The organism is Acidovorax sp. GW821-FHT10E04 (genome assembly GCF_059415185.1).
Window position 1 is genome coordinate 365,132 of record NZ_JBWKMT010000003.1, and the last position, 19,435, is coordinate 384,566.

Consider the following 19,435-nt stretch of genomic DNA (forward strand, 5'->3'; position numbering starts at 1 on the left):
ACAGTGGAACCCATGGTATCGGCGGTGTTCAATACAATCAAAAAATTGTCATGAATACACTGCGGAGGCGCCATGGGCCAGGTCCGGTACAAGCAGGTGGTGGATGCGCTGGCCACCGACATCCGCGCGGGCCGGCTGCGGCCCGGCACCCGCCTGCCCACGCACCGCGCCCTGGCGCAGCGCCACGGCCTGGCGCTGGCCACCGCCAGCCGCGTGTACGCCGAGCTGGAGGCCATTGGCCTGGTGGTGGGCGAAACCGGGCGCGGCACCTTCGTGCGCGATGGCTCCTGCCCGCGCGGCCTGGGCGCCGACCTGGCCACACCCGCACCCGGCTCGGCGGACTTGTCGTTCAACAGCCCCGGCGTGCCGGGGCAGGCGGACCTGCTGCGCGACGCGCTGCGCAGGCTGGCGGCATCGGGCGACCTGGAATCCCTGCTGCACTACCACCCCTACGGCGGGCGGCCGCACGAGCGCGCCATCGTCGCCCGGCACCTGGCCACCCGCCAGCTGTGGGTGACCGGCGAGCAGGTGCTCATCGTCAACGGCGCGCAGCACGGCATGGCGGTGGCGGCGCTGGGGCTGCTCAGCCCCGGCGACGTGGTGGCGGTGGATGCCCTCACCTACCCCGGTTTTCGCGTGCTGACCGAGCGCATGCGGCTGGACCTGGCGCCCGTGCCCGTCGGGCCGGGCGGCACGGACCTGGACGCCCTGCAGCGCCTGTGCCAGGCCCGGCCCGTGCGCGCCATCTACACCATGCCCACGCTGCACAACCCGCTGGGCTGCGTGATGGATGCGGGGGCCCGCAAGCGCCTGGTGGCGTTGGCGCGCGCCCACGACCTGCTGGTGCTGGAGGACGCCCCCTACGCCTACCTGGCGGCCGACGCGCCGCCGCCCGTGGCCGCGCTGGCGCCCGAGCGCACGGTCTACCTGTCGAGCCTGTCGAAGAACGTGGCCACGGGCCTGCGCTTTGGTTTTGTCGCGGCCGCGCCGGCGCTGATCGCCCCCATCGAGCGCGCCGTGCGTGCCACCTCCTGGAACACGGCGGGCGTGATCACTGCCATCGCCTGCGGCTGGATCGAGGACGGCACCGTGGCGCGCCTGGAGGCCGAAAAGCGCACCGACGCGGCCCGCCGCCAGGCCATCGCCAGCGAGGCCCTGGCCGGGCTGCCGCTGGTGCGGCACCCGCATTCGTACTTTGCCTGGCTGCCGCTGGGCGACGACCAGCGTGCGGACCGCGTGGCCGGGGCGCTCGCGCAGCGCGGCGTTGCGGTGTCCACCGCCGAAGGGTTTGCCACCACGGCACACGTGCCGCATGCGCTGCGCCTGGCGCTGGGCTCCATCCCCTGCGAGGACCTGCCACGGGCCCTGGCCGCCGTGAAGGCGGTCGTGGAAAGCGACTCTTCCTGAGCGGCATGGCCGCGCCGCGACACGCCGCGCCTTCCGGGGCAGCCGCCCGGCTTCACTGCTTGCCGGCGAACGCCCGCACCGCGGCGCGGCCCACGGCGGGGTCATCGGTAAAGAAGCCGTCGATGCCCGCGCGCAGATACGCCGTGATCTCGGCCGCGCTGTCGCCGCGCGCCGTGCCATCCGCCGCCGGAGCCTTCTTCAGGCCGGCGGGCAGGAAGGCGTTCTCGGGCCGCAGCGTCCAGATGTGCACGGCCAGGCCTTCGGCGCGGGCACGCGCGACCAGCGGCGTGGGTTCGCCGGGCAGGCCGTCCTTCACCGGCACGACCAGGGTCTTGAAAGGGCCGATGGCATTGGCATACGTGGCCACCTGCTTCAGGCCTTCGGGCGTGATCAGGTCGGCATAACCGCGCGCATTGGCCGCGCCCTGGGCCACAAAGTCATACGGCCGGCCCGAGGGAGCCACCAGCTGCACCAGGCGCACGCTGCTGAGCCTGCGGATCGCCTGCAGGTTGGCCACCTCGAACGACTGCACGAACACGGGGGCGTCCTTGTGGTTCCAGCCGTTCTTCTCCAGCACGGCGAGCAGCGGCGCCTCCAGCGGCTGGCCAATGGACTGGAAATAGGTGGGGTGCTTGGTCTCGGGGTAGATGCCGACCACGCGGCCGGTTTTGGCGCTCGCCGCCTTGGCCAGGTCGATCACCTCCTGCAGCGTGGGCACCTCGAACTGGCCGTTGTAGGCCACGTTGGCGGGGCGTTGCGCGGGGATGCGCTCGCGGGCGCGCAGGGTTTTCAGCTCGGCCAGCGTGAAGTCCTCGGTGAACCAGCCGGTGATGGACTGGCCGTCGATGGTCTTGGTGGCCTTGCGGCCCGCGAACTCGGGGCGGTCCACCACGTCGGTGGTGGCTTCCTTCACCGAGCCATCGGCGCCCAGGATGGCAATGGCGTTCTCGTGCCGGGCCACCAGCACGCCGTCCTTGGTGATGACCAGGTCGGGCTCGATGATGTCCGCGCCATCGTCAATGGCCTGCTGGTACGCCGCCAGCGTGTGCTCGGGCCGCAGCGCCGAAGCGCCCCGGTGGGCGATCACGGTGGGAGTGGGCGGCCAGGCCTGGGCCATGGCGCCCAGCGCCCAGGTGGCGAGCAACGCGGCAGCAGTCGTGGCGCGCAGTGCAATGCGTTTCATGCGGGTCTCCTACAAACAGAGCCCGCACCTTAGCCGATGCGCTTGACAGCGGCGTGTCGCCGGGGCGCACACACCCACAAGCGCTACGCGTGTTCGAAGTGGAAGACCGCCGTGCCCGCGCGCGCATTCGGCAGCCAGCGCACCTCCTGCCCATCCTGCAGGCCGAAGGCATCCAGGATGCGCAGGCTGTTCTTGGTGGCCAGCACCTCGAAGTCCTTGTAGGTGCCCACGCGGATGTTGGGCGTGTCGTACCACTGGTAGGGCAGGCGCCGCGTGACGGGCATGCGACCGCGCAGGATGGACAGGCGGTTGGGCCAGTGCGCAAAGTTGGGGAAGGCCACCACGCCCGTGCGGCCCACGCGCGCCGTCTCGCGCAGCATGGTTTCGGCATTGCGCAGGTGCTGCAGCGTATCGAGCTGCAGCACCACGTCGAACGAGTTGTCGCCGAACATGGCCAGGCCCTCGTCGAGGTTGAGCTGGATCACATCGACGCCGCGCTGCACGCAGGCGAGCACGTTGGCATCGTCGATCTCCACGCCGTAGCCGCTGCAGCCGCGCTCGCGCTGCAGGTAGTCGAGCATGGCACCGTTGCCGCAGCCCAGGTCGAGCACGCGCGAGCCGGGGGGCACCAGGCGTGCCAGGGCTTGCATCGCCGCTTTTTCGGTCATGGCTGCAGCTCCTTTGCAATGCTATCGAAGTAAGAGCGCATCACGCCCATGTAGCGGGCGTCATCGAGCAAAAAGGCATCATGCCCGTGGGGCGCGTCGATCTCGGCGTAGCTCACGCTGCGGCGGTTGTCGAGCAGCGCCTTGACGATCTCGCGGCTGCGCTTGGGTGAAAAGCGCCAGTCGGTGGTGAAGCTCACCAGCAGGAAGCGCGCCGTGGCCCGCGCCAGCGCCCGCGTGAGGTTGCCGCCCTGGGTGCGCGCGGGGTCGAAGTAGTCCAGCGCGCGCGTGATCAGCAGGTAGGTGTTGGCATCGAAGTAGTCGCTGAACTTGTCGCCCTGGTAGCGCAGGTAGCTCTCGATCTGGAATTCGATGTCCTGCGTGCTGTACTTGAGTTCCAGGCCCTCGCGCAGCTGCCGCCCGAACTTCTCGTTCATCACGTCGTCGCTCAGGTACGTGATGTGGCCGATCATGCGGGCGATGCGCAGGCCGCGTTTCGGAATCACGCCGTGCCGGTAGAAGTGGCCGCCGTGAAAGTCCGGGTCGGTCACGATGGCGCGGCGGGCCACCTCGTTGAAGGCGATGTTCTCGGCCGTGAGGTTGGGCGCGCTGGCCACCACCACCGCGTGGCGCATGCGCTCGGGGTACTGCAGTGTCCAGGAGAGCGCCTGCATGCCGCCCAGGCTGCCGCCCAGCACGGCGGCGAGCTGCTGGATGCCCAGGCGGTCGAGCAGGCGGGCCTGGGCGTTGACCCAGTCCTCCACCGTGACCACCGGGAAATCCGCGCCGTAGACCTCGCCCGTGTCGGGGTGGTTGTGCATGGGGCCGGTGGAGCCGAAGCACGAGCCCAGGTTGTTCACGCCGATGACGAAGAAGCGGTCGGTGTCCACGGGCTTGCCCGGGCCGATCATGTTGTCCCACCAGCCTTCGCTCTTGTCCTGCCCCGCGTAGACGCCGGCCACGTGGTGCGAGGCGTTGAGCGCGTGGCACACGAGCACGGCATTGGAGCGGTCGGCGTTGAGCGTGCCGTAGGTCTCATAGGCCAGGTGGTAGTCGCGGATGGACGCACCGCTTTGCAGCGGCAGCACCTCCGCAAAGTGCATGGTCTGAGGTGTTGCGATGAACGACATAGTTGGAACTGGTGAGCCCTCATGTTCCACCGCTTGCGCGCGCCGCTGCTCCACAAACAAGGAAGCCGCCCTGGCCTGGAGCGCCGCCCCAGGACAAAAAAAACCCGGCGTCGCTAAAAACGAGGCCGGGTACATAGGTCGGACGGGTCTTTAGCAGGATTTATAAAGCGCCCGCAAGCTGTGGCAAATCGGCGCGTCTGGCAAATATACCAAAAGCGCCTGCGGATGGCTCCTGCTTTTCGCAGCCTCCCTCAGCCGACCGGCGTGAAGATGGCCAGCAGCCCCAGCACCAGGAAGATCACGGCAGACACGATGTGCACCGCGCGGATCGGCACCCGGCGGGTGATGCGCTCGCCCAGCCACACCACGGGCGCGTTGGCGATCATCATGCCCAGCGTGGTGCCTGCCACCACCCACAGGTAGGCGTTGTACTGCGCGGCCAGCATGACGGTGGCGATCTGCGTCTTGTCGCCCATCTCGGCCAGGAAGAACGCGATCAGCGTGGTGCCGAACACCCCCCAGCGCGGCGAGCCGTCGGCCTCGCCTTCGTCAAGCTTGTCGGGGATCAGCATCCAGATGGCCATCGCGATGAACGATGCCCCCAGGATCCAGCGCAGGATCTGCGGCCCCACGAACGTCGTCACCCACGAGCCCACTGCGCCGGCCAGGCCATGGTTGACCAGCGTGGCCACCAGGATACCGAGGACGATGGGCCAGGGTTTGCGAAAGCGTGCGGCGAGCACGAGCGCCAGAAGCTGCGTCTTGTCGCCCATTTCGGCGAGCGCGACGATGGCGGTGGAGATGAAAAACGGTTCCATGTGGGGGTCCTGTCCGGCCGGATGTTGTTCGAAACGCATTGACTGCACCCCGACTCCGGCCATTTGGATCGGCATGCAGTCAATGGTCTCGCCCAGCTAGAAAACCGCATACGCCATAGGTCCACCGGACCCAAGTTTGTTGACGCATGCCCCCGGCGCATTGCGCACCGGGCGGGCTACTCCCCAAAGACCCGCGTATTTTACCCTGCGCCAGCCTGGCGGGGGTGCCCCGGCCATGACCGCCTGTCTTTTTTCCTCGGGAAAACCCTTCCACGCACGCGTGAAAACCCCTGATTTGTGCACGACGGGCGGCTTTCCCCAGAAATAAAACCCCACGCGCCACATAAAGTGATTAATAATGGGTTCGCTTTTCTGCTTGCAGGAGAGCAGTTAGCTTAGCGGTGAATGGTCAGTTTCGCGTCTTTGAAGTCGTCACAGGTTTGTTGATTGCGTCGGGCTCCATCGCGTTTTCATGTTTTTTCAGGAGTCCTTCATGGGCAACAAACTTTACGTGGGCAACCTGCCCTACTCTTTCCGCGACGAAGATCTGCAGCAGACCTTCAGCCAGTACGGCTCGGTTGGCAGCGCCAAGGTCATGATGGAGCGCGACACTGGCCGCTCCAAGGGTTTCGGCTTTGTCGAAATGGGCAGCGATGCAGAAGCCCAAGCCGCCATCCAAGGCGTGCATGGCCAAAACTTCGGCGGCCGTGACCTCGTGGTCAATGAAGCCCGCCCCATGGAGCCCCGTGCTCCCCGTAGCGGCGGCTTCGGCGGCGGCAACGGTGGTGGCGGCGGCTACGGCGGTGGTGGCGGCGGCGGTTACGGCGGTGGCCGTAGCGGCGGCGGCGGTGGTGGTGGTTACGGCGGTGGCCGTAGCAGCTACTAAAAAGACCTCATCGGCAGACCTCGCGGCCTGCCGAAGGCAAGACAAAGGAGCCTCAGGGCTCCTTTTTTCATGGCCGCGCGGTATCGCCACCACAGTCGGCATCACCGCTTGCTTTTTCGGCAAAAGTGTGGCGCATAATGGGTTGGCGGGTGCAACCCGTTTCCAAGTTTGCGGTGATCCGTCAGTTTCGCGCTGAGAGCGTCATTGAGATTAGCTGGCTGCGTTTTCGGGACTCCATCGCTTTATCCATGTGTTTTTGAGGAGTCCCTCGATGGGCAACAAACTGTACGTCGGCAACCTGCCGTACTCGGTGCGCGACAGCGATCTGGAACAGGCCTTCGGCCAATTCGGCGCAGTGACCAGCGCCAAGGTCATGATGGAGCGCGACACGGGTCGATCCAAGGGCTTTGGCTTCGTGGAAATGGGCAGCGACGCAGAAGCCCAGGCCGCGATCAACGGCATGAATGGCCAGCCCCTGGGCGGCCGCAGCATCGTCGTGAATGAAGCACGCCCCATGGAGCCCCGCCCACCCCGCAGCGGTGGATTTGGCGGCGGTGGCGGCGGCTACGGCGGCGGTGGTGGCCGCAGCGGTGGTGGTGGCGGCTACGGCGGTGGCCGTGAAGGCGGCGGTGGTGGCTATGGCGGCGGCCGCGAGGGTGGCGGCGGCGGTGGTTACGGCGGTGGCGGCCGCAGCGAAGGTGGATTCCGCAGCCCCTACGGCTCCGGTTCCCGCAACGGCGGCGGTGGCGGTGGTGGCCGCAACGGCGGCGGTGGCGGCTATGGCGGTGGCGGCGGCAGCAGCTACTGAAGAAGCACCCTGCCGGGGAGTTTTCCTGGCAAGGCCAAAGCCCCTTCGGGGGCTTTTTTCATGGGCGGCCGCCCCAGCCGGCGGGCGGGCGGCGGCAGCGCCCCGGCGCGGGGCCGGCGCGCTATGTCTGCTCGTCCTGGCGCCGCTTGCGGGGGCGGCCTGACAGCAGCTTGTCGAAAAGCGCGTTCGGCAGGAGCCGCAGCACCTTGGCGACCACCCCCATCTGCCACGGGATGACCCGGTAACTCACGCCCTGGGTGATGGCCCGGTAGGCATGGTCCGCGAAATCACCGGCCTGCATCAGAAACGGCATGCTGTAGCGGTTCTGGCGCGTGAGCGGCGTGTCGATGTAGCCCGGCGAAATGGTGACCACGCGCACGCCGTGCGGGCGCATTTCCCCGCGCAGGCTTTCGCAATAGCTGATGACGGCGGCCTTGCTGGCGCAGTAGGCGCCGTGGCCGGGCAGGCCCCGGATGCCCGCCACGCTGCCGATGCCCACCAGCGTGCCGCTGCCCCGCTGCGCCATGGCATCGACAAAGGGGTGGAACGTGGCCGCCACGCCGATATTGTTGGTGGCAAAGGTGCGCGCCATCACTTCGAGGTCATCACGCACGGCCGTGTCCATGCCCACGCTGATGCCGGCATTGGCGATGACCACGTCCGGTACTCCCTGGCGCGCGACACAGTCGCGGCCCGCCGCAACGATGCTGTCGGTGACCGCCACGTCTGCGCTATAAATTTCGTAGCTATCCGCGCTTATCCCTTGTGCGTCAGCCCATGTTTTCACCTCGGATGTCCGGCGCGCCGCCAGCGCCAGGCGGTAGCCCGAGCGATGGAAACGCAGGGCCAGCGCCTGCCCGATGCCGCTGGACGCTCCGGTGATGAAGACAAGGGGAGTGGTCATGGGGGGCTCCGGGCAGGGACAGGGGTGGGCTCGGCGGCTAGGGCTTGGCCGTGCCGGGCTGGAGCACGCCGCGCACGCGCCCGCGCAGTTGCAGCACCTGGTCGAGGTTGTCGTAGTCCATGCCGTCGGCGGTGAAGCGATCGTTGCCGCGCGTGAGGGTGACGGGCTTGTCCGAACGCACACGCTCCGTGCTGGTATAGGCGTGCAGGAATTCGCTGCGGAACTCGAGCCGCGGCTGCGCCGGCGTCCCCGGCCTGGCGGCCAGGGGCTCGCGCGTGACGATGGCGTTGCCGAACAGCTGGACCTCCGAACCATCGGCGTTGGTCAGGGCGCGGTCCGCCGTGGCCACGGTGAGGCGCCCGGCGGGCGTGACCGAGCGCATGCGCGCCTTGTCGATCTCCAGCGTGTCGGTGTCGGGGTAGTGCCGCGCCTCCGCGCCCTGCACCTCGCTCTGCAGCCGCCCCGCGGCGTCAAAGCTCTTCACCGAGAAGGATTTCATGAAGTAGTCTGGCTGGTGCCCCTGCTGGCGTTCGGCGGCGGGCAGCAGGGGCATGGGCGCGTTGCGCACCAGCCACCAGGTGCCCAGCGCCAGCAGGCCCATGAGCACGACGGGCAGGTACAGCGAGAACTGGTCCCAGCCCTGGCGGATCACGTTGCGCGTCATGGGGCCGCCTCCGGGCCGGGGGCGCCAGCCTGGCCCGTGGTCCATGGGTGCGGGGCGGGCCGGGTCATGCGGTGTATTCCGCCAGCAGTGCGGCGTAGCGGCCCGTGGCCACCAGCAGCAGGTCGCACAGCTCCCGCGCGGCGCCGTCGCCTCCCCGGGCCTGGGTCACGAAATGGGCCGCCTGGCGCACTTCGGCCTGGGCATTGGCCGGCGCGCACGCAAAGGCGCTGCGGCGCATGACGGGCAGGTCTGGCCAGTCGTCCCCCATCGCGGCGGCGTCGGACCAGCCCAGCCCCAGGGTGGCCAGGATCTGCTCGGCGGCCGGGCGTTTGTCCTCGGTGCCGAAGACGGCGTGCTCCACGCCCAGGGCCTTCAGGCGCACGCGCAGGGGCAGGGAGTCGCGCCCCGTGATCACCACGGGGGTGATGCCCGCCTTTTGCAGCAGCTTGAGCCCGTGCCCATCCAGGGTGTTGAAGCGCTTGAGGGTCTCGCCCGATTCGCTGATGTACAGGCCGCCGTCGGTCAGCACGCCGTCGACATCGAAGAAGGCGACGCGCACGCCCTGGGCCCGCAGCAGCAGCTCGGGATCGATCTGCAGCGCGGGCGCGGCATCGGGCAGGAAGGAGGAGGAGGAAGAGGGGCCCGCCACCATCAGATCACCTTGGCGCGCATGAGGTCGCCGATGTGCACGACCCCGGTGAGCACGCCCGCGGCATCCACCACCAGCACGCTGGTGATGGCATGGGCCTCCATCATTTCCGCGGCATCCACCGCCAGCGCATCCGGCGCGATGCGGCGCGGGCTGGGGTGCATCACCTGCTCGGCCGTGGCGGTGCGCAGATCGGCCCCCGCCTCGATGCGGCGGCGCAGGTCGCCGTCGGTGAAGATGCCCAGCACCTGCCCGGCCGCGTCCACGATGGCCGAGGCGCCCAGCCCCTTGGCGCTCATCTCGCGCATGAGGTCGCTGAAGGCGGCGCCGGGCGCCACTTTCGGGATTTCCGCCCCTGTCCGCATGACGTCGCTCACATGGGTGAGCAGCTTGCGCCCCAGCGCACCGCCAGGGTGCGAACGGGCAAAGTCTTCGGGGCGGAAGCCCCGGGCATCGAGCAGCGCCACGGCCAGGGCGTCGCCCATGGCCAGCTGGGCGGTGGTGCTGGCGGTGGGGGCGAGCTGCAACGGGCAGGCTTCTCGTTCCACGCCGCTGTCGAGCACGATGTCCGCATGTTTGGCCAGGGTGGATTGTGGCCGCCCTGTCATCGCAATCAACATGGCTCCCAGGCGTTTGATCACGGGCAGCAGGGTGGTGACTTCATCCACCTCCCCGCTATTGGAGAGCGCCAGCACGATGTCGATGGACTTGATCATGCCAAGGTCGCCGTGACTGGCTTCGGCCGGGTGCACGAACATGGCGGGTGTCCCGGTGGAGGCGAGCGTGGCGGCAATCTTGCGCCCGACATGCCCACTCTTGCCGATGCCCATCACCACCACCCGCCCGCGCACAGTGAGGATCGCCTGCACGGCCTGCGTGAACGACGCGCCAACACGGGTCTTCAGCCCCAGGACGGCCGCAGCCTCGATGTCAAAAGTCTCACGTGCCAGACGCAGGGCCTGATCAGCATCAAAGGGGGGCAGTGCGGCAGGTGCGGGAGTCATCCCGGGATTCTATCGACCGGGCAGGCCCTGGGCGGGCCCTGGATTTATTGTCCCCCTCTGGCACGCCCCGTGCTTCGGACAAGAAGATCGTGAACAGGCTGCTGGCCTCGGATAGCATCGAACCATGTCCTCTCTCGCCCTCACCTTGCTCTACCTGCTGGCCGCGGTGCTGGGCGTGGTGGCCTGCCGCAGCCTCAAGCTGCCCCCCATGCTGGGCTACCTGGCGGCGGGCGTGCTGATCGGGCCGCATGCGCTGGCGCTGGCGCAGAACTCGGAAGGGGTGCGCCACCTGGGCGAATTCGGCGTGGTGTTCCTGATGTTCGCCATCGGGCTGGAGTTCAGCCTGCCCAAGCTGCGCGCCATGCGCCGCCAGGTGTTCGGCCTGGGCCTGATGCAGGTGGTGCTGACGATGGCCGTGGTGTCGGGCGCGGCGCTGCTGCTCGCGCGCGTGGCGGGCGGCGTCTGGGAGATGGGCTGGCAGACCGCGCTGGCGCTCTCGGGCGTGATGGCCATGAGCAGCACGGCCATCGTGGTCAAGCTCATGGCCGAACGGGCGGAGCTGGAAAGCGAGCACGGCCGCAGGGTGATGGGCATCCTGCTCTTCCAGGACCTGGCCGTGGTGCCGCTGCTGGTGCTGATTCCCGCGCTGAGCTCGTCCCCGGACCAGCTCCTGACCGCGCTGGCGTGGGCCCTGGTCAAGGCCACGGTGCTGGTGGGCATCCTGCTCACGGGCGGGCAGCGGCTGATGCGCTGGTGGCTGACCCTGGTGGCGCGGCGCAAGAGCGACGAGCTGTTCATGCTCAACCTGCTGCTGATCACCCTGGGCCTGGCCTGGCTCACGGAGCTGGCGGGGCTGAGCCTGGCCCTCGGGGCCTTCATCGCGGGCGTGCTGGTGTCGGAAACCGAGTACCGCCACCAGGTGGGCACGGACATCCGGCCTTTCCACGACGTGCTGCTCGGCCTGTTCTTCATCACCATCGGCATGATGCTGGACTGGCACATCCTGGTGGACCGCTGGGCCCTGGTGCTGGCGCTGCTCACGGTGCCCCTGCTCCTCAAGCTGGTGATCATCCTGGTGCTCGCGCGGGGCATGGGCGCCACGACCGGCGTGGCCCTGCGCACCGGGCTGTACCTGGCCCAGGCGGGCGAATTCGGCTTCGTGCTGCTGTCGCTCACGCAGGCCAACGGGCTGGTGCAGCCGGCGCTGATGAACCCCATCCTGGCGGCCATGGTGCTGTCGATGCTGGCCACGCCGTTCCTCATCATGTACAGCAACCGCATCGTGATGAAGCTGGTGGCCAGCGACTGGCTGCAGCAGTCGCTGCAGATGACGTCCATCGCGCGCAAGTCCATCAACAGCAGCAAGCACGTGATCATCTGCGGCTACGGCCGCTGCGGACAGAACCTGGCGCGCATGCTGGAGCATGAGGGCATCCCCTACATGGCGCTCGACCTGGACCCGGACCGCGTGCGGCAAGCCGCCGCCGCCGGTGATTCGGTGGTGTACGGCGACGCCACCCGCCTGCAGGCGCTGATGGCCGCGGGCCTGGTGCGCGCGAGTGCCGTGGCCATCACCTACATCGACGTGCCCGCCGCGCTGAAGGTGCTGGCCAACGCGCGCTCCCACGCGCCGCAGGTGCCGGTGGTGGTGCGCACGCAGGACGATCTCTACCTGGACAAGCTGCAGGCCGCCGGCGCCACCGAGGTGGTGCCCGAGGCCATCGAGGGCTCGCTGATGCTGGCCAGCCATGCGCTGGCGCTGGTGGGCGTGCCCATGCGCCGCGTGCTGCGCCTGGTGCAGGACCAGCGCGACGCGCGCTACAACCTGCTGCGCGGCTACTTCCACGGCGCGGACGACGACACCGTCAATGAGCGCGACCAGGAACGCCTGTCCACCGTGAACCTGCCCCCCGGCTCCACCGCGCTGGGCAAGAGCCTGGGCCAGCTCGCGCTGTCGGCCATGGGGGTGCGGGTGGTGAACCTGCGCCGCGGCAGCGGCCACATGAGCTCGGCGGTGGACGATGCGCTGCTGGCGGCGGGCGACACGCTGGTGCTCTCGGGTCACCCGGCGGCGCTGATGCTGGCCGAGGACAAGCTGCTGCGCGGGTAGCAGGGTACATCCCCCTGAGGCACTGCGTGCCTTCCCCCTTTTCTCTACGCGCTCCGGGAAGGGGGACGATGCCCTCGCTGCGGGGCGGCCCTTGCCTGGCATCTCTCGCCCGATGCGTGCCAGTGGCTGAGGCTGACGCCAAAATTTGAATTAAATATGGCTCTGGCGCTTATCCATCAAGCGCCAATAGCTATATATTTAATAGCAAACTACAAAAGCTCGGCGGGCCCGGGCCTCCCGAACAGGTAGCCCTGGAAGCGCTTGCAGCCGTTGCGCAGCAGGAAGTCGCGCTGCCCCTCGGTCTCCACCCCTTCGGCCACCACGTCCAGCCCGAGGCTGTGGGCCAGCGCGATGATGGTGCAGGCGATGGTGGCATCGTTGGGGTCGGTGAGCACGTCGCGCACAAAGCTCTGGTCGATCTTGAGCTGGTCCAGCGGCAGGCGCTTGAGGTAGGAGAGCGACGAGTAGCCCGTGCCGAAATCGTCCAGCGAGAACCCCACGCCCTGGGTGCGCAGCGCCTGCATCTTGTGGATGCTCTCCTCCACGTCCTGCAGCAGCAGGCTTTCCGTGAGCTCCAGCTTGAGGCGCGCGGGGTCGGCCCCGCAGTCGCGCAGCACGCTGAGGACTTCCTCCGCGAAGTCGGGCTGCCGGAACTCCTGCGCGCTCACATTCACGGCCACGCTCCAGCCCGCGGTCCCGGACGCCGCGGTCCACCGCGCCAGCTGGCGGCACGCCATGGCCAGCACCTGGCGCCCCAGGGGCAGGATGAGGCCGGTCTGCTCCGCCAGGGGGATGAAGTCCCCGGGCGGCACCATGCCGCGCAGCGGATGGTTCCAGCGCACCAGCGCCTCGGCGCCCAGCACCCGGCCCGTCTCGTCCACCACCGGCTGGTAGTGCAGCAGGAACTCGTTGCGCGCGAGCCCCTGCCGCAGATCGCCCTCCAGCGCCGACCGCGCGGAGGCCGCCGCCTGCATGGCCGGATCAAAAAAACACAGCGTGTTGCGGCCCTGCGCCTTGGCCTGGTACATGGCCAGATCGGCGCGCTTGAGCAGCTCCTGCACGGGCAGCTGCACATCGCGGAACAGGGCAATGCCAATGCTGGGCGTGCTGTGCACTTCGCTGCCATGCACCACATAGGGCTGGTTCAGCGCGGCCAGCACCTTCTGGGCCACGGCTTCCGCTTCGGCCGCAGCCGCCTGCGTCTCGGCATCCAGGCCCTGGACCACCACCACGAACTCGTCGCCCCCCAGGCGCGCCACGGTGTCCGTGGCCCGCACGCTGGCGCTGACGCGGCCGCCCACCTGCACCAGCAGCCGGTCGCCCCACTCGTGGCCCATGGTGTCGTTGACGCCCTTGAAGTTGTCCAGATCCAGGAACAGCAAGGCCCCATGGCTGCCCTCGCGGGCGCACATGTTCACCGCGCGCTCCAGCCGGTCCATCAGCAGCCGCCGGTTGGGCAGACCCGTGAGCTCGTCGTAGAACGCCAGGCGCTGGATCTCCGCCTCGGCCAGCTTGCGCTCGGTGATGTCGCGGGCCACGCCGCGGTAGCCCGTGAACTGGCCCTCTTCATCGAAGATGGGCTCGCCGCTGATCGATACCCAGACGGGTTTTCCGTCTTCGGTCAGGCGCTGCATCTCGAAGTCGTGAAAGACCTCGTGCGCCTCCAGCTGCCTGCGGTGCTCGCGCCACTGACCATCGCCCACGAAGGTGTTGGGCAGCTCCCAGCGCGTGAGGCCGTAGTGCATCTCGTTGGGCACGCCGGCCTCGTGGTAAGGGTTGCCGTCCAGCCGCACGAAGCGGAACTGCGCGTCCTGCTCCCAGTACCAGTCGGAGGACAGGTGCGTGAGGCTGCGCCAGCGGGACTCGCTCAGGCGCAGGGCTTCCAGGGTGCTCAGGTAGTCGGTGACGTCCGTGAACGTGCGCACGCGGCCGCCCTGCTCCAGGGCGCGCGTGCGCACCTCGATGTAGCGGCCGCCGCGGGTGCGCCGCACGTAGGCGTCGGGCATGGTGAGCCGGCCACCGTGGGAGGAATACTCGGACGCCACGTAGTTGCGCGCCGCGGGCTCTATGAGCTGGAATTCCGCGCCGAAATCCCCCCGCTCGGTCTGGAAACGCACCACTTCCTCGACCTTGGGCTGCGTGGCCAGCAGTGCTTCCGGCAGATCCAGCAGCTCCAGATAGCGCCGGTTGTAGACGCGGATCCGCCCTTCGGCATCCACGTTGGTGATGCCCTGCGACACGCTGGCGAGCGTGCCTTCCAGGGCTCGTGTCTTGTCGGCCAGGAGGGCGCTGGTGCGTTCGAGCTCCGCCTCGACCGCGCTGCGCGCCAGCTCGGCGCGGCGGGCCATCTCCAGCTGGCCCACCGTGTTCAGCAGGGGCTGGAGGAACTGCACGTCCGACGCCGAATAGCCCTCGGGCCGGTTTGCCAGGCCGACCATGGCCACCAGTTCCCCCGCCGCGTGGATGGGAAGCCCCAGGTAGGTGCGCAGCGGCGGGTGGCCCCGGGGCGTGCCCACGCCGCGCGTGTCGTGGCTGGCGTCGTTGGAGAGCACCGGCTCGCCGGACACCAGCGCCGCCCCGACCAGGGAGTGCAGGTTGTCGAACACCATGCCTTCCTCGGAATGCTGGGCATAGCGGGCCCTGGAGGCCTCGTCCCAGCTGATGTCGGTCATGGCGTGCACGCGCAGGTAGGGGTGCCCATCCTCGGCGCGCTGCACCTGGCCCACGAGGCCGAAGGCGCTCTGCGTGAGCGACATCAGCTCCTTGAGCAGCGCCTCGAAGGCGGCCCGGGGTCCCGAACTGGCGATGAACATCGCCTGGGCGAGGGAGATGGCCTGCAGCAAGCGGTGCTGGCGGGCCAGCATGGCCTCGGCCGCCAGCCGCGCGCGGGCGCTGGAATTGCGCTCGAGCACCGAGTCGATCTGCGCGGGCAGCGTCAGCAGATAGTCCAGCGCGGGGTCCTGCACCGCGAAGTCGTCGAAGCCATGGCGCATGGCCTGGGCCGCATGGGTTTCCGCCCCCATGCGCACGACGATCATGGCCGGCACGCCGTCGAGCAGCCGCAGCAGGTCGAAGGCCGAGCCATCGACCGTGCGCTGCGCCGCCAATACGATGTCCGGCCTGCTGTGCCCCAGATGTTCCCGCGCATCCGCCAGCGACGCGGCCACGTCCACCCGCCAGCCGGACCACGGGTCCGCGAGCGCGTCGACCACCGCCTGTGCATGGTGGTGATCGCTTTCGATCAGCAGGATGGAGATGGGCATGGCCGATCTGCGGTGTGAAGGGGGGTTCCAGCGTGGCGGTACAGCGGATGTAACAGCGCTGAAACATTATGAGGGTTCGCGGCGCAGGGCGCGGTCCCGATCAACCCTGCTGGATACACTTGCCACGCCTTTCGCCTTCGGGCGCCCCGCGCAATCCTTCATTTCCCCCCCGCAGCCATGCAGCCACTCAGCGTCAACGAATACCTCCGCCAACACATCCGCACCGTGCCCGACTGGCCGGCGCCCGGTGTGCAGTTCCGGGACATCACCCCGCTGCTGCAGGACCCCAAGGTGTTCCGGGTGCTGATCGATGCCTTCGTGCACCGCTACATGGACAAGGCGCTGCGCCCGGATGTGGTCGCCGGGCTGGATGCGCGCGGATTCATCCTGGGCGCCGTGGTGGCCTATGAACTGAACGTGGGCTTCGTGCCCATCCGCAAGAAGGGCAAGCTGCCCTTCACCACGGTCGAGGAAACCTACGAGCTCGAATACGGCAGCGCCACCGTGGAGCTGCACACCGACGCCGTGAAGGCCGGGGACCGCGTGCTGCTCATCGATGACCTCATCGCCACGGGCGGCACGATGATGGCGGGCAGGAAACTGCTGGAGAAGCTGGGCGCCACGGTGACCGAGGGCGCCGCCATCGTGGACCTGCCGGAACTGGGCGGTTCACGGCGCCTGCGCGAGTCCGGGCTGCCGCTGTACACGCTGGTGGACTTCGAGGGCCATTGAGGCGGAGGCGGCAAGGCGGCGGCGCGGCAACGCCAGCGCCGCCCTGCGCCACGGCACCACCTTCGGCCCCCCTTTCGACGACCCGGGGGAATGCAGCACCTTCGGGTCCTGCCCCGGGGGTGTTCAGTTCAGCTCGCCGTACTGGGTGCTGCTCAGGTCGGGTGCGGGGCTGTCGGCACCCGGCATTTCCGTGTCTTCAAAGCCCGTGGGCTGGGCAGGGGGCAGCAGCGGCCCCGAGCGCACCGGCACGCCGGGCTTGGCGGCCGCGGCGGGCACGGCCACGGCGGAAGCCCCGGCCGCCGTGGCCAGGGCGCGTTTGAACGCCGCCACTTCGTCCGCCTCGATGGGCTCGTAGCGCGGAGCGGGGCGGGGCGCCGCGGCCGCCGCAACGGCCGGTGGCGGCACCTGCGGAGCCGCCGCCGCAGGGCGCAGTGCTGCGGCCGCCGGGGCCGCGGCGGCGCCAGCCGGGGGCACGACAGGCGCCGCCGGGCGCACCGGCGCAGCCCCCACGGGGGCGGGTGCCGCCGCAGCCGGCAACGGCCGCCGGGCCAGGGGGGGCGCCGCCTGCAGGGACGCGCCCTGGGGCGCCACGCCCTTCTGGGGAATCCCCACCGCCACATGGTCGTTGATGCGCCAGTAGACGGCCGTCACCAGGATGTCGTAGCGGGTCTTGGCGGTCTGTGCGATCAGTGCCTCGATCTCGGACAGGCGCACGGTCTCGCCGCCGTATTCGCGGGCCAGGTCCATCATCACCAGGAACTGGCGGCCGCGCTGGTCCAGCGAGAGCACCTTGAACTTGTAGCTGGCCGACAGCACGCCGGCACGCACCATCGCATCGCGCACCACGGTGTAGAGCAGTTCGCGGCGCTCCATGCGCTCGTTCTTGCGGTTGGCGGCGTGTTCGGGCGGCAGCGGCTCCACCAGGGGCTTGCCCTGTCGGCCTGGCGAGAGTGGCACCGTGGCATCGGCATTCAGCAAGCCCGACGGTTCGGCCATGGACCGGGGCTTGGGGGGGGCGGGTTTGCGGCTAAACCAACTGAACAGGGACATGGCTTGCTTTCTACGGGACGGCGCCAGAAAAATCCAAATCGAGTGTAACTTGCTGTACACCCATTCGCGCCCCACGAAAGCCCGCAGGAGCTGACAGTCCGGGGGGGCTGTCAGGTGGCCGCAACGCGGCGGCGGCGGTTGCCCAGCCGCTTGGCCAGCACGGCCCCCGCGGCCATCACCAGGCCCAGCGCGATGGCGGGCTGGCGGATCGACAATTCGGTGAAACGGATCGCCGGCAGGCTCCACAGCTTGCAGGGCGCGCTGGCCTGCACGGTGGCGCTGCGGGCGCGGTGCGAAAAGAACGCGCCTTCGCCGACCACCGAGCCCGCGCCCACGATGGCCAGGCGCAAACGTTCCTTCTCGTCCTGGTAGTGCACGCTCAGGCTGCCGCTTTCCACCAGGTACAGGGTGCGGTCCGTGGCGCCCTGGGTGAACAGCACCTGCCCGGCGGGCATGACCACGGGCAGGAGGTACGACGACAGCACATCCCACTGCGCGGGGGTCAGCGGGTTGGTCATGCTGTCGTCTGCACTGGCCTGTGCAATGGCATCGATCAGACCTTGCAGGTCCACCTTGGAAACAACCGGCGTGGGAACATTCATGGTGCGCCGAAAGTACCCTTGTTACAGATGGGACACAAGCGTTGTTAACGTCCGTTTACAACATTCGCGACAAGCGGCGGCGTGGGCTCCTTGGCCGGATGCCGCCGGCCGCCTCGCGCCCCTTCATTTGCCGATGCAGAAGCTGGAAAAGATGACGCCCAGCAGGTCGTCCGAACTGAATTCGCCCGTGATGGCGCTCAGGGCGTTCTGGGCCAGGCGCAGCTCCTCGGCCAGCAGGTCCAGCGCCGGGCCCTGTGCCTGCAGCTGGTCGGCCGCCTCCTGCAGATGGGCCCCCACGGCCTGCAACGCCTGCACGTGCCGGGCCCGGGCGATGTAGATGCCCTCCGGTGCGGACTGCCACCCCGCCACCTCCAGCAGCAGGCGCCGCAGGCTGTCGAGCCCCTCGCCCGTGCGGGCCGACAGGCGCACCCCCGGCCGGGCGCCCGCTCCCGCAGGAGCCCCGGGCACGCCCCGGGGAGCCCGGTCCAGCTTGTTCCAGACATCGATGACGGGGATGCTTCCAGGCAGTTTCTGGGCCAGTGCGCTTTCTATACCTGCGTCGGCAGCTATGTAATCAATAGCATCCGCGCGCTCCAGGTCGTGCAGGAACAGCACCGCGTCGGCCCCCGCGATCTCGTCCCAGGCGCGCGCGATGCCGATGCGCTCCACCTCGTCGCTGCTGTCCCGCAGGCCCGCGGTGTCGATGATGTGCAGTGGCACGCCTTCGATCTGGATGGTCTGCTGCACCTTGTCGCGCGTGGTGCCCGCAATGGGCGTGACGATCGCCAGCTCGGCCCCGGCCAGCGCGTTGAGCAGCGAGCTCTTGCCCGCGTTGGGCTGGCCCGCGATGACGACCTTGATGCCCTCGCGCAGCAGCGCGCCCTGGCGCGCGCGCTGCATCACGGAGGCCAGCGTTTGCTGCAATTTCGATAGCTGCCCGTGCGCATCCGCCTTGCGCAGGAAGTCGATTTCTTCTTCAGGAAAATCGAGCGTGGCCTCCACCAGCATGCGCAGGTGGATGAGCGCATCGCGCAAGGCGTGGATCTCGGCCGAGAACGCGCCCGTGAGCGAGCGGCTGGCGCTGCGCGCGGCGGCCTCGGTGCTGGCGTCGATCAGGTCGGCGATCGCCTCGGCCTGGGCGAGGTCGATCTTGTCGTTCAGGAACGCGCGTTCGGTGAACTCGCCCGGCTGCGCCACGCGCAGGCCGGGCAGGCAGGGCTGGCCCGTGGCCGGGTCGGTGGCCGCCCCCGCCTCCAGGCAGCGCGCCAGCAGCAGCTGCAGCACCACGGGGCCGCCGTGGGCCTGCAGTTCCAGCACGTCTTCGCCGGTGTAGCTGTGCGGGCCAGGGAAATACAGCGCCAGCCCCTGGTCGATGGCCTGCCCCTGCACATCCCGGAAGGGCAGGTAGGTGGCCTCGCGGGCTTTCAGCGCCCGGCCGCACAGCGCCTGCACCAGCGCGCCGATGGCGCGGCCGGACACCCGCACGATGCCGACGGCCCCGCGCCCCGGAGCGGTGGCGATGGCGACGATGGGGTCATGGTGGCGGGCAAGCATGGCGGC

The 19,435-nt window shown here is 69.0% G+C and carries 17 protein-coding genes and 1 riboswitch; of the genes, 5 read left to right on the plus strand and 12 right to left on the minus strand.

The window, feature by feature from the left end:
* The first annotated feature begins 72 nt into the window (after window positions 1–72).
* A complete protein-coding gene (locus AC07OC_RS11035; protein ID WP_494601152.1) occupies window positions 73–1,407 on the plus strand; it encodes an aminotransferase-like domain-containing protein in 1,335 nt (444 codons plus the stop codon).
* 52 nt (window positions 1,408–1,459) lie between these two features.
* Here the strand turns inward: AC07OC_RS11035 and AC07OC_RS11040 are convergent, their stop codons facing one another.
* The 4 genes from AC07OC_RS11040 to AC07OC_RS11055 all read right to left on the minus strand — a co-directional run bounded on the left by AC07OC_RS11040 (window position 1,460) and on the right by AC07OC_RS11055 (window position 5,203).
* On the minus strand, window positions 1,460–2,590 hold the full coding sequence (locus tag AC07OC_RS11040; RefSeq protein WP_218297024.1) for a glycerophosphodiester phosphodiesterase: 1,131 nt from the start codon (window positions 2,588–2,590) through the stop codon (window positions 1,460–1,462).
* Window positions 2,591–2,673: 83 nt separating this feature from the next.
* Window positions 2,674–3,258 carry a methionine biosynthesis protein MetW gene (gene metW, locus AC07OC_RS11045; protein ID WP_010464865.1) on the minus strand — a complete coding sequence of 195 codons (585 nt, stop codon included), beginning with the start codon at window positions 3,256–3,258 and terminating at the stop codon, window positions 2,674–2,676.
* On the minus strand, window positions 3,255–4,385 hold the full coding sequence (gene metX / locus AC07OC_RS11050; RefSeq protein WP_218297023.1) for a homoserine O-succinyltransferase MetX: 1,131 nt from the start codon (window positions 4,383–4,385) through the stop codon (window positions 3,255–3,257). The genes metW and metX overlap by 4 nt, the downstream gene beginning before the upstream one ends.
* 251 nt (window positions 4,386–4,636) lie before the next feature.
* Window positions 4,637–5,203: a TMEM165/GDT1 family protein gene (locus AC07OC_RS11055; protein ID WP_218297022.1), complete on the minus strand. Its 567-nt coding sequence runs from the start codon at window positions 5,201–5,203 to the stop codon at window positions 4,637–4,639.
* Window positions 5,204–5,226: 23 nt separating this feature from the next.
* A riboswitch (yybP-ykoY riboswitch) is annotated at window positions 5,227–5,400 on the minus strand.
* 296 nt (window positions 5,401–5,696) lie between these two features.
* On the opposite strand from AC07OC_RS11055, the gene rbp (AC07OC_RS11060) reads away from it, so the two are divergent.
* Together rbp (AC07OC_RS11060) and rbp (AC07OC_RS11065) are read left to right on the plus strand one after the other, a co-directional pair.
* Window positions 5,697–6,089, plus strand: coding sequence for an RNA-binding regulator (rbp, locus tag AC07OC_RS11060; protein ID WP_218297021.1), 393 nt, complete (start codon window positions 5,697–5,699; stop codon window positions 6,087–6,089).
* Window positions 6,090–6,360: 271 nt separating this feature from the next.
* Entirely contained in the window at window positions 6,361–6,897 is a 537-nt protein-coding gene (rbp, locus tag AC07OC_RS11065) for an RNA-binding regulator (protein ID WP_218339360.1), read from the plus strand.
* A 121-nt stretch (window positions 6,898–7,018) separates the two neighbouring features.
* Here rbp (AC07OC_RS11065) and AC07OC_RS11070 read toward each other — a convergent pair whose 3' ends face one another.
* From AC07OC_RS11070 to AC07OC_RS11085, 4 genes are all read right to left on the minus strand, one after another.
* Window positions 7,019–7,801, minus strand: a complete 783-nt coding sequence (locus tag AC07OC_RS11070; RefSeq protein ID WP_218339359.1) for an SDR family oxidoreductase — start codon at window positions 7,799–7,801, stop codon at window positions 7,019–7,021.
* 37 nt (window positions 7,802–7,838) lie between these two features.
* A complete protein-coding gene (lptC, locus tag AC07OC_RS11075; RefSeq protein WP_218297018.1) occupies window positions 7,839–8,465 on the minus strand; it encodes an LPS export ABC transporter periplasmic protein LptC in 627 nt (208 codons plus the stop codon).
* A gap of 64 nt (window positions 8,466–8,529) precedes the next feature.
* On the minus strand, window positions 8,530–9,117 hold the full coding sequence (locus AC07OC_RS11080) for a KdsC family phosphatase (RefSeq protein WP_255590959.1): 588 nt from the start codon (window positions 9,115–9,117) through the stop codon (window positions 8,530–8,532).
* Entirely contained in the window at window positions 9,117–10,118 is a 1,002-nt protein-coding gene (locus tag AC07OC_RS11085) for a KpsF/GutQ family sugar-phosphate isomerase (protein WP_218297017.1), read from the minus strand. The genes AC07OC_RS11080 and AC07OC_RS11085 overlap by 1 nt, the downstream gene beginning before the upstream one ends.
* A gap of 124 nt (window positions 10,119–10,242) precedes the next feature.
* Here AC07OC_RS11085 and AC07OC_RS11090 point away from each other — a divergent pair, with 124 nt between their 5' ends.
* Complete coding sequence (locus AC07OC_RS11090) at window positions 10,243–12,228, plus strand: monovalent cation:proton antiporter family protein (RefSeq protein ID WP_218297016.1); 1,986 nt, start codon at window positions 10,243–10,245, stop codon at window positions 12,226–12,228.
* 209 nt (window positions 12,229–12,437) lie between these two features.
* On the opposite strand, the gene AC07OC_RS11095 is transcribed toward AC07OC_RS11090, so the two are convergent.
* A complete protein-coding gene (locus tag AC07OC_RS11095; RefSeq protein ID WP_218339358.1) occupies window positions 12,438–15,491 on the minus strand; it encodes an EAL domain-containing protein in 3,054 nt (1,017 codons plus the stop codon).
* A gap of 177 nt (window positions 15,492–15,668) precedes the next feature.
* Between AC07OC_RS11095 and AC07OC_RS11100 the strand changes: the two genes are divergently transcribed.
* A complete protein-coding gene (locus AC07OC_RS11100; protein WP_218297014.1) occupies window positions 15,669–16,223 on the plus strand; it encodes an adenine phosphoribosyltransferase in 555 nt (184 codons plus the stop codon).
* Between the two features lie 123 nt (window positions 16,224–16,346).
* Here the strand turns inward: AC07OC_RS11100 and AC07OC_RS11105 are convergent, their stop codons facing one another.
* The 3 genes from AC07OC_RS11105 to mnmE form a co-directional block, all read right to left on the minus strand.
* Entirely contained in the window at window positions 16,347–17,273 is a 927-nt protein-coding gene (locus tag AC07OC_RS11105) for a hypothetical protein (protein ID WP_494601156.1), read from the minus strand.
* Window positions 17,274–17,383: 110 nt separating this feature from the next.
* Window positions 17,384–17,875 carry a Crp/Fnr family transcriptional regulator gene (locus tag AC07OC_RS11110; protein WP_218296331.1) on the minus strand — a complete coding sequence of 164 codons (492 nt, stop codon included), beginning with the start codon at window positions 17,873–17,875 and terminating at the stop codon, window positions 17,384–17,386.
* A 123-nt stretch (window positions 17,876–17,998) separates the two neighbouring features.
* Window positions 17,999–19,429, minus strand: coding sequence for a tRNA uridine-5-carboxymethylaminomethyl(34) synthesis GTPase MnmE (mnmE, locus tag AC07OC_RS11115; RefSeq protein WP_218339357.1), 1,431 nt, complete (start codon window positions 19,427–19,429; stop codon window positions 17,999–18,001).
* Window positions 19,430–19,435: the final 6 nt, after the last annotated feature.

Bases quoted from the DNA above. Each gene is read 5' to 3' on its own strand.
- metW (WP_010464865.1), bottom strand. From the start codon at position 3,258: ATGACCGAAAAAGCGGCGATGCAAGCCCTGGCACGCCTGGTGCCCCCC.
- AC07OC_RS11055 (WP_218297022.1), bottom strand. From the start codon at position 5,203: ATGGAACCGTTTTTCATCTCCACCGCCATCGTCGCGCTCGCCGAAATG.
- metX (WP_218297023.1), bottom strand. From the start codon at position 4,385: ATGTCGTTCATCGCAACACCTCAGACCATGCACTTTGCGGAGGTGCTG.
- rbp (WP_218297021.1), top strand. From the start codon at position 5,697: ATGGGCAACAAACTTTACGTGGGCAACCTGCCCTACTCTTTCCGCGAC.
- rbp (WP_218339360.1), top strand. From the start codon at position 6,361: ATGGGCAACAAACTGTACGTCGGCAACCTGCCGTACTCGGTGCGCGAC.
- AC07OC_RS11040 (WP_218297024.1), bottom strand. From the start codon at position 2,590: ATGAAACGCATTGCACTGCGCGCCACGACTGCTGCCGCGTTGCTCGCC.
- AC07OC_RS11100 (WP_218297014.1), top strand. From the start codon at position 15,669: ATGCAGCCACTCAGCGTCAACGAATACCTCCGCCAACACATCCGCACC.
- AC07OC_RS11095 (WP_218339358.1), bottom strand. From the start codon at position 15,491: ATGCCCATCTCCATCCTGCTGATCGAAAGCGATCACCACCATGCACAG.
- mnmE (WP_218339357.1), bottom strand. From the start codon at position 19,429: ATGCTTGCCCGCCACCATGACCCCATCGTCGCCATCGCCACCGCTCCG.
- AC07OC_RS11080 (WP_255590959.1), bottom strand. From the start codon at position 9,117: ATGGTGGCGGGCCCCTCTTCCTCCTCCTCCTTCCTGCCCGATGCCGCG.
- AC07OC_RS11090 (WP_218297016.1), top strand. From the start codon at position 10,243: ATGTCCTCTCTCGCCCTCACCTTGCTCTACCTGCTGGCCGCGGTGCTG.
- AC07OC_RS11110 (WP_218296331.1), bottom strand. From the start codon at position 17,875: ATGAATGTTCCCACGCCGGTTGTTTCCAAGGTGGACCTGCAAGGTCTG.
- AC07OC_RS11035 (WP_494601152.1), top strand. From the start codon at position 73: ATGGGCCAGGTCCGGTACAAGCAGGTGGTGGATGCGCTGGCCACCGAC.
- AC07OC_RS11070 (WP_218339359.1), bottom strand. From the start codon at position 7,801: ATGACCACTCCCCTTGTCTTCATCACCGGAGCGTCCAGCGGCATCGGG.
- lptC (WP_218297018.1), bottom strand. From the start codon at position 8,465: ATGACGCGCAACGTGATCCGCCAGGGCTGGGACCAGTTCTCGCTGTAC.
- AC07OC_RS11085 (WP_218297017.1), bottom strand. From the start codon at position 10,118: ATGACTCCCGCACCTGCCGCACTGCCCCCCTTTGATGCTGATCAGGCC.
- AC07OC_RS11105 (WP_494601156.1), bottom strand. From the start codon at position 17,273: ATGTCCCTGTTCAGTTGGTTTAGCCGCAAACCCGCCCCCCCCAAGCCC.